The organism is Mycobacterium intermedium (genome assembly GCF_002086275.1).
GTDB lineage: Bacteria > Actinomycetota > Actinomycetes > Mycobacteriales > Mycobacteriaceae > Mycobacterium > Mycobacterium intermedium.
Genome location: NZ_MVHT01000016.1, coordinates 44,390 through 56,668 on the forward strand (window position 1 = coordinate 44,390; position 12,279 = coordinate 56,668).

The following is a 12,279-nucleotide window of genomic DNA, read 5'->3' on the forward strand; positions in this document are numbered from 1 at the left end:
TCAACGAGCTGGGTGAGCGGCCGGGTGCACGGCGGGCTTTTTGGGCAGGAACCACGCCGGAACGAGCGTCGCCACCATCAACACGACCGCCACCAGCAGCACCGCCGCGTATGCGTGCGACAGGTCGTTCAGCAGGGCGGTCCCGAAGTCGGCGGCGCGTGCCGGTGCGGGTAGCGCCGACGGGTCGACGGGCACGCCGCGGCGGGCGGCGTCCTTCTCGAGTAGCGCAACCTTGTTGGCAATGGTGATGTTCTCGCTGCGGTCGAACTGATTGGTGAGCAACACCGACATCAGCGCCGTGCCCACCGAGCCGCCCACCTGTTGGTTGACGCTGATCAGAGTGGAGCCACGGGCAATCTCATGCGGCGTCAGCGTCTGCACCGCGGCGCCGGAGAGCGGCATCATGGTGCAACCCATGCCCAACCCCATCAGCGCCAGGCCGGTCACCAACAGCGGGAAGTAGCCTGCCTGTTTGGCGACGCCGAAGGTGAAGGCGGCCAGGCCCAGGGTGATCAGGCTCAGGCCGAACAGCACGCTCTTTCCCGGGCCCCGCCGGTCCATGAAGGCTCCGGCAAACGGCATGGTCAGCATGGCGCCGACCCCTTGTGGGGCCAGGTGAATTCCCGATTGCATCGGGGTCTGGTGCAGTACCTGTTGCAGATAGCTCGGCATCAGCAGGCCCGTGCCGAAGAACGCGACGGCAAACACCAGCATTGTCACGCTGGCTTGGGTGAACACTCGGTTGCGAAACAGCCGCACGTCGATCAGCGGATGGTCGGCTCGATGCAACGCGTGCATGACGAACGTCACGATCAACACCACGCCGACGCTTATCGGTATCAACACTTTGACGTCGGCGACCGTGCCGCGGCCGGGGATGGATGAGACCCCGAACAACAGCATCGCCAGGCCGGGCGACAACAGCATCACACCGACGGCGTCGAACGTTTCGGATGGTGTCGGGCGATCTTTCGGGAAAACCACTGCCGCGAGGACGAACGCGAGCAATCCGATGGGCAGGTTGACCAGAAAGATCCAATGCCAACTGAATTCGCTGACCAACCAGCCGCCCAGGATCGGTCCGAAAATGGGGGCGAGCAGCATCGGGATGCCGAATATCGCCATCAGGCGACCCAGCCGCGCCGGCCCCGCTGCGCGGGTGAGGATCATGAACCCCAGCGGCATCAACATGCCGCCACCGATTCCCTGGACCACCCGGAATGCGATGAGCAGCAATATGTTTGGCGCCGTCGCGCAGAGCACCGAGGCGAGTGCGAAGGCAAGCACCGAGCCCATCCAGAGGCGCTTGGTGCCGAATCGGTCGGCGGCCCAACCTGTCACCGGGATCACGGTGGTCAGAGCGAGCGTGTAACCGGTCATCGTCCAACCGACAACGGCCTGGGTCGATTCGAACTCGACGATGAACGTGCGCTGCGCGACGCTGACGACGGTGACGTCCAGGATCGTCATTATCGATGCCAGCACGACGACCCCGGCGACCCGCAACGTCCCGGCGTCGAGCTTGCTGGGATAGACGTGTTCGCCGGGGTGGGGCTGCCCCGGCTTGGTGGGCAGCGCGACATCTGCCGGTACGGAACTCGCCTTGTCCATGGCGTTCCATAGCATATCTATGCGGATGACCGGACCTTGGTTGAACCCCGTGATTCGGCCAATCGCGAAATACTTCTGACGTCCGCGTGTACTTCACCGTCCGTAAACCTGGCATCGGCAAACTGCAAGCGTGTCTGGAAAGTTGATCGTCTCGGTCTCGGGGATCTGCGAACGCACCCTGGGTGATGTCGAGGCATTCTGCGGGCAAATGGACGCCCGCTCGGTACCGGTCTCATTGCTGGTGGCCCCGCGCGTGGGCACCGGCTACCGACTCGATCGTGACCCGCGCACCGTTGAGTGGCTCACGGCACGACGCGCCGGTGGTGACGCGCTGGTGTTGCACGGCTACGACGAGGCCGCCACCAAGCGGCGCCGCGGTGAGTTTGCGACGCTGGCCGCACATGAGGCAAACCTGCGATTGATGGCCGCTGACCGGGTGCTCGAGCACCTCGGACTACGTACCCGGCTATTCGCCGCACCGGGCTGGCTGGTCTCGCCCGGGGTGGTCAAAGCGCTGCCCCGCAATGGCTTCCGGCTGCTGGCCGACTATCACGGAATTACCGATCTGGTACGCAACGAGACCGTACGCGCTCGGGTGTTGGGTATCGGCGAAGGTTTTCTGGCCGAACCGTGGTGGTGTCGAATGGTGGTGATGTCGGCCGAGCGCATCGCCCGGCGCGGCGGCATCGTCCGGGTCGCGGTCGCCGCGCGGCATTTGCGCAAGCCCGGTCCGTTGCAGGCGATGCTGGACGCCGTCGACCTGGCGCTCATGCACTCGTGCGCGCCCACCGTGTACCAATGGCGGTCCGACAAGGCCATGCCTGACGCCGCGTAGTACCCCGGTGGGGTGGTACTACCCTCTACCACCATGAGTGACTCTCCGGCGGTTTCAGAGGGGTTCACCGCTGACGCGATCATCGTCGGGGCCGGACTGGCAGGGTTGGTGGCCGCCTGTGAACTGGCGGACCGCGGCCTGCATGTTTTGATCCTGGACCAGGAGAACAGCGCCAATCTGGGTGGGCAGGCGTATTGGTCGTTCGGCGGCCTGTTCTTCGTGAACAGCCCCGAGCAGCGTCGGCTCGGCATCCGCGACAGCCATGAACTCGCGTTGCAGGACTGGCTGGGCACCGCGGCCTTCGATCGGCCGGAGGACTACTGGCCGGAGCAGTGGGCCCATGCCTATGTCGACTTCGCGGCGGGGGAGAAGCGCAGCTGGCTGCGCGAACACGGGCTGAAGCTCTTTCCGCTGGTGGGTTGGGCCGAGCGCGGCGGCTACGACGCTCAGGGGCACGGCAACTCCGTGCCGCGCTTCCACATCACGTGGGGTACCGGGCCGGCCCTGGTGGAGATATTCGCCCGTCAGCTGCGCGACCGTCCGACCGTGCGGTTCGCGCACCGGCACCAGGTCGACAAGTTGATCGTCGAACGTGATGCCGTGACGGGCGTGCGGGGCACGATCCTGGAGCCCTCCGCAGCACCGCGGGGTGTGCCGTCATCGCGACAGGCGGTGGGAAAATTCGAGTTTCGCGCCTCCGCGGTCATCATCACCAGCGGCGGCATCGGCGGCAATCACGATTTGGTCCGCAAGAATTGGCCTCGACGGATGGGGCGTGTCCCTAAACAACTGCTCAGCGGTGTGCCGGCGCACGTGGACGGCAGGATGATCGGCATCGCGCAGAAAGCCGGTGCGCGGGTGATCAATCCGGACCGGATGTGGCACTACACCGAGGGCATCACCAACTACGATCCGATCTGGCCCAGCCACGGAATCCGCATCATTCCCGGTCCGTCGCCGCTGTGGCTGGACGCCTCGGGCCATCGGCTGCCGGTTCCGTTGTATCCGGGGTTCGACACGCTTGGCACGTTGGAGTACATCACCCAATCCGGTTACGACTACACCTGGTTCATCCTGAACCAAAGGATCATTGAGAAGGAGTTCGCCCTGTCGGGTCAGGAGCAGAATCCCGACCTGACGGGTGCGAGTGCACGAAAGCTGTTGCGCGCCCGGGTGGGCCAAGGGGCACCAGGGCCGGTGCAGGCTTTCATCGACCAGGGTGTGGACTTCGTCAGCGCGAACTCGTTGGCCGAGTTGGTGGATCGGATGAACGAGCTGCCCGATGTGGAGCCGTTGGACTACGACACGGTCGAAGCCGCCGTGCAAGCCCGCGACCGCGAGGTGGTGAACAAATACACCAAGGACGGTCAGATCACCGCAATCCGCGCCGCGCGAGGCTATTTGGGTGATCGGCTGGGGCGGGTGGTGGCCCCGCACCCCCTGCTGGATCCCAAGGCGGGACCGCTGATCGCCGTCAAGTTGCACATCCTGACGCGAAAGACGTTGGGCGGCATCGAAACCGACTTGGATTCCCGGGTGCTCAAGGGCGACGGCACGCCGATCACCGGGTTGTACGCCGCCGGCGAGGTGGCGGGCTTCGGTGGCGGCGGCGTGCATGGCTACCGCGCTCTGGAGGGCACCTTCCTGGGCGGCTGCATCTTCTCGGGTCGGGCCGCCGGTCGCGGCGCCGCCGACGACATCACCTAAGTTCCTTCGCGAGCAGACGCAAACTCGTACGTTTCGACGCCGGATCGTACGAGTTTGCGTCTGCTCGCCGTTAGAAGGTGACGCCGCTCTCCTCGGGGAGGACTTGGAAGTCGGTGCTGGTCATCTCGGTGAGGCGGCCGTAGTAGATGCCGCGCGCGTCCGGAGCGATGATCCCCTGGTGGATGGGCACCGCCCGCGCCGGTGCTACCGCGCGCAGATAGTCGACGGCCTCGGAGATCTTCATCCAGGGCGCCGCGGCCGGGGTGGCCAACACGTCCACCGGCTCGTTGGGGACGAACAGCGCGTCACCGGGATGCATCAGCCGGGCGGGATGGTCGCCATCACCCACCAGATACGAAATGTTCTCTATGACAGGGATTTCCGGGTGAATGACGGCGTGAACGCCGCCGACCGCGCGAACGGTCAGCGTCCCCACCGCAAACTCGTCGCCGACGTGGACGGCCCGGCATGGCTCGCCCAGTTGCTCGGTGGTCTGTGGGTCCGCGTACAGCGCGGCACTTGGGTTGCTCTCAAGCAGCGCCGGTAACCGCGAAACGTCGACGTGATCGGGGTGCTGGTGGGTGATGAGAATCGCCGACAGGCCGGTAATTCCCTCGAAGCCGTGTGCAAATGACCCGGGGTCGAATAGCACTTTCGTTTCACCGAACTCGGCGAGAAGACAGGAATGCCCGAAATGCGTCAGTTGCATGTCTACGATTGTGCCCTGATGGTGGCCGTGCCGATGCGGGTGATGCTGGCGATAGTGCTAGTCGCCGGCAACTTGGCGATTGCCCTGGTAGTGGTGCCGCCGGCCTGGGCGGAACCCGAAACGTGCCCGCCGGTGTGCGATCAGATTCCGAACTCGGCGTGGATCGATCGGCGAGCGGTGCCCCTGGTCTCGGTCTACGGCTGGCCCGCGCCGGCCGGCGCGGCCGTATCGGCCCCGGGCACGACACCCCGATTCCGCTTTGAACAGGTGTGCGCGACCCCGTCGTTTCCGCAGGACAGTCGGATTTCGGCGGTCGCCGCCCGGGCCACGGCGGAGCGCCCGGAGGGGCAATGGCAGCTGCAGGCCCAGGTCATCCACTGGCGCGGTGACACGGCCCGCGGTGGAGCTGTCGCCGCGTCGGTGTTCGCTGCGGCCGTCGCCGCCGTCCGCGCCTGCCAATTGGGGTCACCGAACCAGTCGCCGTCGATCACCGACGACGAGCCCAACCGGATGGCGGCAGTGATCAGCGGCCCGACCATCATGCACACCTACCTCGTCGCCCACCCAGCGAGCAGCACCTTGAGCGAACTCACCCTGTGGGCGGCGTCGCCACCGAAGGTGGAATGGCCGGTGGTCTCGGATGCGGCCGTATTGGACGCCCTGACCGCCCCCTTGTGTGAGGCCTACATCGGTTCGTGCTCATGACGGCTGTGCCACAAAATGCACTGCAGTGCAATAGATTTAAGCGCTGCACCCGGAAGCCCGGCCCGTGGTGACTCTCGATGTCCTCTACAGCGCTGCCAGCTACTGCTGGCCGGAGTTGCGTGACAACGTCTTGCGTGCGGAAGCCGAAGGATTCGGGACCGCGTGGGTCTTCGATCACCTGTCCGGTGCGATGATGTCGAGCCCGCGCATGCTGGAGTGCTTTTCGCTGGCGGGCGCGCTGGCCGGGGTCACGTCGACCATCGGCATCGGGACGTTGGTCGTCAACGCGGCCAACCGCAGCGCGGGTGTGACGGTCAACGCCGTCGCGTCGCTGCAGGAGATCAGCGGTGGACGCTTCGTGTTCGGTCTCGGCGCGGGTTCTGGCCCCGGCAGTCCCTGGGCGCTGGAACACCGCCTGCTCAACATCCCGCTGCACGACTCCGTCCAAGCCCGCCACCAGCACCTCGTCGACGTGCTTGACTTGTGTGACACGCTGTGGGACCCGCTGCGCGAGGAGAAGTGGACCGGATTTCCGCTGCCGATTCCCCGTCCACCGGTACTTCTCGGGGTCAACGGCGTCGCACTGGCCAAAGTGGCCGGCGCGCGGTGTGACGGAGTCAACGTTCGGCTGGAGCATCCGCGGATCGGCGAGATTTTCGAGGCGGCGCGGCACGCCCGGGCCGAGTCCGTCCGCGCCGATACGCCCCTTGACCTCAGCGCTTGGACGGCCCTTTGCGAAGAATCCCTCGATCCCGACGGGGACGTGCAGCGCCGACTCGCCGACGTCGGTGGTAACCGGTTGATTCTGGTGTCCTGACCCCGCGCCGGTAGAGTTGGCGAGAACCCTTTGCCCATCGCTTTGAGCGCGTCCTGGCGCATGCCGCTGGGCAAAGTGATCAGAACTGAGGAGGAGCGCCGGTGGCCCGGGTGGTCGTGCATGTGATGCCCAAGGCGGAGATTCTCGACCCGCAGGGTCAGGCGATAGTCGGTGCCCTGGGCCGCCTCGGGCACACCGGAATATCAGATGTCCGTCAGGGCAAGCGGTTTGAGCTCGAGGTCGACGACACCGTGGATGACGCGACGCTCGCCGAAATTGCGGAATCATTGCTGGCGAACACGGTAATCGAAGACTGGACCATTAGCCGGGACGAACAGTGACAGTACGAATCGGAATCATTACCTTCCCGGGCACGCTCGACGATGTGGACGCCGCGCGCGCCGCACGCCGAGTGGGTGCCGAGGCCGTGAGCCTGTGGCACGCCGACGCCGACCTGAAGAACGTCGACGCCGTGGTGGTGCCCGGAGGGTTTTCCTACGGCGACTACCTGCGGGCGGGGGCGATCGCCAGATTCGCCCCAGTGATGGGCGAAGTGGTGGCCGCCGCCGGACGCGGGATGCCGGTATTGGGGATTTGCAATGGGTTTCAGGTGTTGTGTGAGGCCGGTCTGCTGCCTGGAGCGTTGACCCGCAATGTGGGCTTGCACTTTGTCTGCCGCGACGTATGGCTGCGCGTCGCGTCGACTTCGACGGCTTGGACGTCGCGGTTCGAAGCCGACGCGGAACTGCTGATTCCGCTGAAGTCGGGTGAGGGGCGTTACGTGGCGCCGCGCGAGGTGCTCGACGCGCTGGAAGGCGAGGGGCGAGTGGTGTTTCGCTACACCGACAACCTCAACGGATCGCTGAACGACATCGCCGGTATCAGTTCGGCCAACGGCCGCGTCGTCGGCCTGATGCCCCATCCCGAACACGCCATCGAGGCCTTGACCGGCCCATCTGATGACGGGTTGGGCTTGTTCTATTCGGCGCTCGACGCCGTCTTGAGCGTCTAAGACCGGCAAGGCCGAAGTTTTCTCGGCCGCTCGCGCGGAAAATCCTGCGGCGTTCTGCAACTCGTCGTCCATGCCGTCGAGTCGCCTCATCGCCTCACCCCAGGATCGGGAACCGGCGCTGCCGGGAAAGTCGGTCGAGGGCGGACTGCATCACCGAACGGACGTGCGCATCGACCTCATCGATGTCGGGATCCGCACCGAATTGCGCGGCGACATCGATAGGCTCGAGTACCTCGGTGACGACCTTGGAAGGCAGCGGCACGTTCGGCGGGAAGAACACGCTCAGTCCGAACGGGAAGCCGAAGCTGACCGGCAGAATGTCCGACCGCAGCTTGTTCAAACCCAATTTGCCGGCCAGCCAATTGCCGCGGGTCAAGAACAGCTGAGTCTCTTGAGCGCCGATGGATACCGTCGGCACGATCGGCACGCCGGCTTCCACGGCGGTGCGAACGTAGCCGGTGCGCCCGTTGAAGTCGATCCTGTTTGCAGCGAACGTGGGCCGGTACGCGTCGTAGTCACCACCGGGGAACACGATCACCACGGCATCGGAGTGCAACGCTGCGGCCGCGTTTTCCCGGCTCGCTTCGATCACACCGAGTCGGCGCAGCCATCCCTCCGTCGGGCCCAGGAACAGGCCGTAATGGCCCAGGGTGTAGACGGGGCGGACGTAACCGAAGGTGTCATAGAAGGCCGGTGAGAAGACGAAGGCGTCCGGGGTGAACATCCCGCCGGAGTGGTTGGACACCACCAGCGCTCCGCCGGCGGCGGGAACGTTGCCGACATTGTGGACTTCGGCCCGGAAATACCGTTTGACCAGGGGTCCGAACGCGTCCATGACTTGTTTGGTGAACGCCGGATCCCACTTGGCGACTTCGTGGTTGTCGATCGTGCCGTCGTTCATGCTGCCCCCCGGCTGTCTGCCTGTCATAGATCGCCGGCCGTATGGGCTCGGCGTCATATTGACATACAATACTCTCTCTTTAGGAGAATGGCATATCCGCTGGCGCGTTGGATTCGCGAGCCGTAGTGATGACCGAAAAGGTGCTAGGCACCGGGGCTTTCGGGCTCGTCGGCTCAGCCGACATCGAGCAGCAGCGGCGCGGTCGGTAACTCCGTCGCTGGTGCCAGCCCGTCAAACAACTCGACAGCGGCCCCGATGGCTTCGTCGACGAACGCGGTGAAATCTTCGAAGCGCACGCGGCCGCCCATCCGCTGCGACCTGGCCCCGGCCACCCCGATGCGCAGCGGGTCCGAGGAACGGTGCACGTCCGCGGTGATCTCGCGGTGTTCCCGGTTCCATTCCTCGGCCAACCGCTGCAACCGATCGCGGTCTTCGGCGGGGAAGAAGCACGCCGGGGTGACCCGGATGGCGACCACATCGGGATGCAGAGGCGGGATCTCGACGTGGACGTGCAGACGCCGCTGGCCGGTGTTGATGACAAAGAAAAATTCGCCGTCGTGTTGCCCGCGGAAATACCGCCGCCCCCGGACGCGCAGGTAGCGCTCAATGAGGTCAGTACTCAGGGGCTCGGCCAGATGCGCAGTCATGATTGCCATCGTGGGGGCGCTGCCTATGTGTGTGCTTTGAGCCAGGGAAAGCGGTGGCGAAGAATCTGTTGAGAATTTGCTGAGTGACGCGGGCGGTGCCGGCGTTCAATGCCCTACTAGGCGTGTCGACATGACGTTGCTCGACTCGCTCGACGATCCCACCTAACGTTGGCGGTGACCGGTGAATTTGCTAGGAGGGCTGACGGTGGTACTCGCAGTCGATCGGATTGACCACGTGGTCTTGAACTGCAACGACGTTGAGGCCACTGCCGCGTGGTACGAACGGGTGCTGGGCATGACGCGAGAAACCTTTGGGGCATCGCACCGAGTTGCGCTTCGCTTCGGCAACCAGAAGATCAACCTGCGGCCGGTCGGGGCGCAAGCCGACGATCCCGACTGGGCTACCGGGTCCACCGAGGCGGCGGGATCCGCAGACCTGTGCTTCGTCACGCGTGCGACCCCAGGCGAGGTGCGTGCGCACCTCATCGAGTGCGGGGTGAAAATTACCGCCGGGCCGGTGATCCGGACCGGCGCGCTGGGCGTGATGACGTCGCACTATTGTCGCGACATCGACGGCAATCTGATCGAAATCTCCGTCTACTGAGCGTGATTCGCGGCTCGCCTAGATATCCGGTATTCACAGCGGATACAGGGCCGGCAGGTTGACCACAATGGCCTCCTGCGTGCTGCGCGCGATGACGACCTCGGTGGGCGTGGTCGGGTCCGGGTTCTCTTCCCGGTGCGGCAAGTACGGCGGGACGAAGATGTAGTCACCGGGCTGCGTCGCGATGCGAACCTCTTGAACTCCGTCGTGAAACACGAACTCCGGGTTGCCACTTCGTACATAGATGGCCGTCTCGGAGTCGCCGTGATGATGATTGGCCGACGCCGTCCCAGGCGAGACATGAGTCTCGCCCATCCAGAGCTTCTCGGCGCCGACCGATCGCCCGCTGAGCGCGGCAAAGCGGCGCATTCCGTCGGATTGCGCGGTGTCGGAACTGATCTCCGATGCCTTGACGTGGTGCACCCGGTTGCGTGCCACCGTGGGTGTGGATTCGTCGAAGTCGGGGTGGAATCCGTCCGCTGTTGCCATGAGTGTCCTTCTGCTAGACGACGGTGAAAAACGAATCGCGATAGGCCTCAAGGAGTCTCAACCACAGCTCGCTGATGGTGGGGAAGCATGGCACGGCGTGCCAGAGTCGATCGACGGGAACCCGACCGGCCACCGCGACGGTGGCGGCATGCAGCAGTTCCGTGACACCGGGGCCTACCAGGGTCACGCCGAGCAGGTGGCCCCTGTCGACATCGACCACCATGCGTGCCCGGCCGGTGTACCCGTCGGCAAAGAGTTCCGCACCCTTGACTGCATCTCCGATCTCGACATCGATGGCCTTGATCCGATGACCCGCCCCGGCGGCCTGTTCGGCGGTCAGGCCCACCGCGGCGGCTTCGGGGTCGGTGAAGAAGGCCTGCGGTACCGCCAGGTGATCGGCGGTGATCGCGTGCGCGCCCCACGCCTGGGTGTCCAGTGGCTGTCCGGTTGCGCGGGCGGCGATGGCGGCACCGGCGATGCGGGCCTGGTACTTGCCCAAATGCGTCAACAACGCATGATGGATCACGTCGCCGGCGGCATAGAGCCAACCGTCGTCGATGCCCCGTACCCGGCAGGTGTCGTCGACGTCCAACCAGTTGCCCGGCGTCAATCCCACTGTCTCCAAACCGATGTCATCGGTGAGTGGTGCCCTGCCGGTGGCGAACAGGATCTCGTCGACGGTGAGCTTGCTGCCGTCGTCCAGGTCCAGCTCCACCGCCTCCGCGGGGTCGGGTCGGTGCAGTGCGCGGACCGACACCCCCAATCGCACGTCGACGCCGGCATCGGCCAGGCCGCGGCGGACGTATTCGCCGACGAACGGCTCCATCCGGGGAAGCAGGCCAGAACCCCGAACCAGTAGGGTCACCGCCGAGCCCAATCCCTGCCAGGCCGTGGCCATTTCGACACCCACACCACCCGCGCCGACGACGGCGAGCCGACCCGGGACCGAGCTGCTGTCGGTGGCCTGACGGTTGGTCCACGGTCGCGCGTCGGCGATGCCGGGCAGGTCGGGCAGGAGCGGCCGGCTTCCGGTACAGACGACCACCGCGTGGCATGCGGTGAGCACCAATGGCTCGCCGTCGGCTGTGGCCACGGCGACTTGGCGCGGACCGTCCAGCCGGCCATGGCCGCGGATCAGCGTGGCGCCGATGTCGCCCACCCAGTCGGCTTGGCCGGTGTCATCCCAGTTGGTCACATAGCGGTCGCGGCGGCCAAACACGCCAGAAGGATCGATGGAACCGCTGATCGCTTCCCGCGCGCCGTCGACCCGACGGGCGTCTGCGACGGCGAGGACGGGACGCAGCAATGCCTTGCTGGGCACGCAGGCCCAGTACGAGCATTCACCGCCGACGAGTTCGCGCTCGACAACGGCAACGCTGAGGCCGGCCGCTCGGGCGCGGTCGGCGGCGTTCTGCCCGACCGGGCCCGCGCCGAGCACCACGACGTCATATTCCTGTTGGTAACCTGGCATGCTTGCGGATCCTTTCACTGGAGCGAGCAGACGCGAAAGCCCCCCAAGCTCCGGTCAATTGGGCACTTATGCGTCTGCTCGGCGGAGGTGGCTGAGGCGCTCGGCGAGGTCGGGCAGGTCGCGCGCCACGAGGTCTGGTTGCGGCAGACCCCGAACCGAAAGTGGCGGAATACCCCGGCGTGTGATGAAGGCAGTGCTGAAACCGGCATTTCGGGCCCCGAGGAGATCCCACTCATGCGCGGCCACCATCACGCACTCCGCAGGGATCACATCCAGTACCTCGCATACCTGACGGTAGACCGTCGGGGCGGGCTTGAATGCGCGGCGGGTATCGACGGTTAACTGACGTTCGAAGAAGCCGGCGAGGCCGGCGTTGTCCAGCGGGGACGGGGCGCCTTCCCGGTGCGGTGAATTGGTCAGCGTAATCAGCCGAAAGCCGTTGTCGCGTAGTAGGTTCAGCCCTTCGACGACATCCGGATGCGCCGGCATGTTGCGCATCGCGGTCTGTAGGCGGGCCGTGTCGTGGTCCGTTACCCGGACGTGGTAACGGTCCGCCAGCGTCCGCAGCACACCGCCGCCCAGGGTGAAGAAGTCGACATAGCGTTCGGACAAGGTGACCGTCATCGAGTACATGACGAGCCGGGTGAACCATTCATGCAACACGCGCTCGTCCCCGAACAACTCGCCGAAAAGCGGAGCCACCGACTCGAGATCGATCAGTGTTTCGTTCACGTCGAAGACGAGCACAGATGGTTGCATGACTGGTCTTCA

14 protein-coding genes are annotated in these 12,279 nt (G+C 65.4%); 7 read left to right on the forward strand and 7 right to left on the reverse strand.

All coding sequences use genetic code 11. From position 1 onward, the window contains the following. The gene (locus BST27_RS08395; protein WP_069419720.1) at positions 1-1,626 is read right to left on the reverse strand and encodes a DHA2 family efflux MFS transporter permease subunit; all 1,626 of its coding nucleotides are present in this window, start codon (positions 1,624-1,626) and stop codon (positions 1-3) included. Between the two features lie 115 nt (positions 1,627-1,741). Between BST27_RS08395 and BST27_RS08400 the strand changes: the two genes are divergently transcribed. Both BST27_RS08400 and BST27_RS08405 read left to right on the forward strand, forming a co-directional pair. Next, positions 1,742-2,446, forward strand: a complete 705-nt coding sequence (locus tag BST27_RS08400; RefSeq protein WP_069419719.1) for a DUF2334 domain-containing protein — start codon at positions 1,742-1,744, stop codon at positions 2,444-2,446. 33 nt (positions 2,447-2,479) lie between these two features. Beyond that, positions 2,480-4,153, forward strand: coding sequence for an FAD-binding dehydrogenase (locus BST27_RS08405; protein WP_069419718.1), 1,674 nt, complete (start codon positions 2,480-2,482; stop codon positions 4,151-4,153). Positions 4,154-4,223: 70 nt separating this feature from the next. Here BST27_RS08405 and BST27_RS08410 read toward each other — a convergent pair whose 3' ends face one another. Continuing rightward, a complete protein-coding gene (locus BST27_RS08410; protein WP_069419717.1) occupies positions 4,224-4,862 on the reverse strand; it encodes an MBL fold metallo-hydrolase in 639 nt (212 codons plus the stop codon). On the opposite strand from BST27_RS08410, the gene BST27_RS08415 reads away from it, so the two are divergent. From BST27_RS08415 to purQ, 4 genes are all read left to right on the forward strand, one after another. Further along, the gene (locus BST27_RS08415; RefSeq protein ID WP_197518120.1) at positions 4,839-5,567 is read left to right on the forward strand and encodes an ATPase; all 729 of its coding nucleotides are present in this window, start codon (positions 4,839-4,841) and stop codon (positions 5,565-5,567) included. The genes BST27_RS08410 and BST27_RS08415 overlap by 24 nt on opposite strands. A 64-nt stretch (positions 5,568-5,631) precedes the next feature. Then, complete coding sequence (locus BST27_RS08420) at positions 5,632-6,384, forward strand: LLM class flavin-dependent oxidoreductase (RefSeq protein ID WP_069419715.1); 753 nt, start codon at positions 5,632-5,634, stop codon at positions 6,382-6,384. 101 nt (positions 6,385-6,485) lie between these two features. Further along, the gene (gene purS, locus BST27_RS08425; RefSeq protein WP_069419714.1) at positions 6,486-6,725 is read left to right on the forward strand and encodes a phosphoribosylformylglycinamidine synthase subunit PurS; all 240 of its coding nucleotides are present in this window, start codon (positions 6,486-6,488) and stop codon (positions 6,723-6,725) included. Then, the gene (purQ, locus tag BST27_RS08430; protein ID WP_069419713.1) at positions 6,722-7,396 is read left to right on the forward strand and encodes a phosphoribosylformylglycinamidine synthase subunit PurQ; all 675 of its coding nucleotides are present in this window, start codon (positions 6,722-6,724) and stop codon (positions 7,394-7,396) included. The genes purS and purQ overlap by 4 nt, the downstream gene beginning before the upstream one ends. A gap of 94 nt (positions 7,397-7,490) precedes the next feature. Here purQ and BST27_RS08435 read toward each other — a convergent pair whose 3' ends face one another. Continuing rightward, positions 7,491-8,297 (reverse strand): lysophospholipid acyltransferase family protein, encoded by an 807-nt coding sequence (locus BST27_RS08435; protein WP_069419712.1) that lies wholly within the window; start codon positions 8,295-8,297, stop codon positions 7,491-7,493. Positions 8,298-8,470: 173 nt separating this feature from the next. Beyond that, entirely contained in the window at positions 8,471-8,944 is a 474-nt protein-coding gene (locus BST27_RS08440) for a YbjN domain-containing protein (RefSeq protein ID WP_069419786.1), read from the reverse strand. A gap of 205 nt (positions 8,945-9,149) precedes the next feature. Between BST27_RS08440 and BST27_RS08445 the strand changes: the two genes are divergently transcribed. Beyond that, the gene (locus BST27_RS08445; protein ID WP_069419711.1) at positions 9,150-9,548 is read left to right on the forward strand and encodes a VOC family protein; all 399 of its coding nucleotides are present in this window, start codon (positions 9,150-9,152) and stop codon (positions 9,546-9,548) included. A gap of 33 nt (positions 9,549-9,581) precedes the next feature. On the opposite strand, the gene BST27_RS08450 is transcribed toward BST27_RS08445, so the two are convergent. The 3 genes from BST27_RS08450 to BST27_RS08460 all read right to left on the reverse strand — a co-directional run bounded on the left by BST27_RS08450 (position 9,582) and on the right by BST27_RS08460 (position 12,267). Further along, a complete protein-coding gene (locus BST27_RS08450; RefSeq protein ID WP_069419710.1) occupies positions 9,582-10,037 on the reverse strand; it encodes a cupin domain-containing protein in 456 nt (151 codons plus the stop codon). A gap of 13 nt (positions 10,038-10,050) precedes the next feature. Then, the gene (locus BST27_RS08455) at positions 10,051-11,508 is read right to left on the reverse strand and encodes a dihydrolipoyl dehydrogenase family protein (RefSeq protein WP_069419709.1); all 1,458 of its coding nucleotides are present in this window, start codon (positions 11,506-11,508) and stop codon (positions 10,051-10,053) included. Between the two features lie 66 nt (positions 11,509-11,574). Beyond that, entirely contained in the window at positions 11,575-12,267 is a 693-nt protein-coding gene (locus BST27_RS08460) for a haloacid dehalogenase type II (protein WP_069419708.1), read from the reverse strand. Between the last annotated feature and the right edge of the window lie 12 nt (positions 12,268-12,279).

Coding starts and splice junctions, on each gene's coding strand:
- BST27_RS08435 (WP_069419712.1), bottom strand. CDS start 8,297: ATGAACGACGGCACGATCGACAACCACGAAGTCGCCAAGTGGGATCCG.
- BST27_RS08415 (WP_197518120.1), top strand. CDS start 4,839: ATGCCCGAAATGCGTCAGTTGCATGTCTACGATTGTGCCCTGATGGTG.
- BST27_RS08395 (WP_069419720.1), bottom strand. CDS start 1,626: ATGCTATGGAACGCCATGGACAAGGCGAGTTCCGTACCGGCAGATGTC.
- BST27_RS08455 (WP_069419709.1), bottom strand. CDS start 11,508: ATGCCAGGTTACCAACAGGAATATGACGTCGTGGTGCTCGGCGCGGGC.
- BST27_RS08460 (WP_069419708.1), bottom strand. CDS start 12,267: ATGCAACCATCTGTGCTCGTCTTCGACGTGAACGAAACACTGATCGAT.
- BST27_RS08410 (WP_069419717.1), bottom strand. CDS start 4,862: ATGCAACTGACGCATTTCGGGCATTCCTGTCTTCTCGCCGAGTTCGGT.
- BST27_RS08450 (WP_069419710.1), bottom strand. CDS start 10,037: ATGGCAACAGCGGACGGATTCCACCCCGACTTCGACGAATCCACACCC.
- BST27_RS08440 (WP_069419786.1), bottom strand. CDS start 8,944: ATGACTGCGCATCTGGCCGAGCCCCTGAGTACTGACCTCATTGAGCGC.
- BST27_RS08405 (WP_069419718.1), top strand. CDS start 2,480: ATGAGTGACTCTCCGGCGGTTTCAGAGGGGTTCACCGCTGACGCGATC.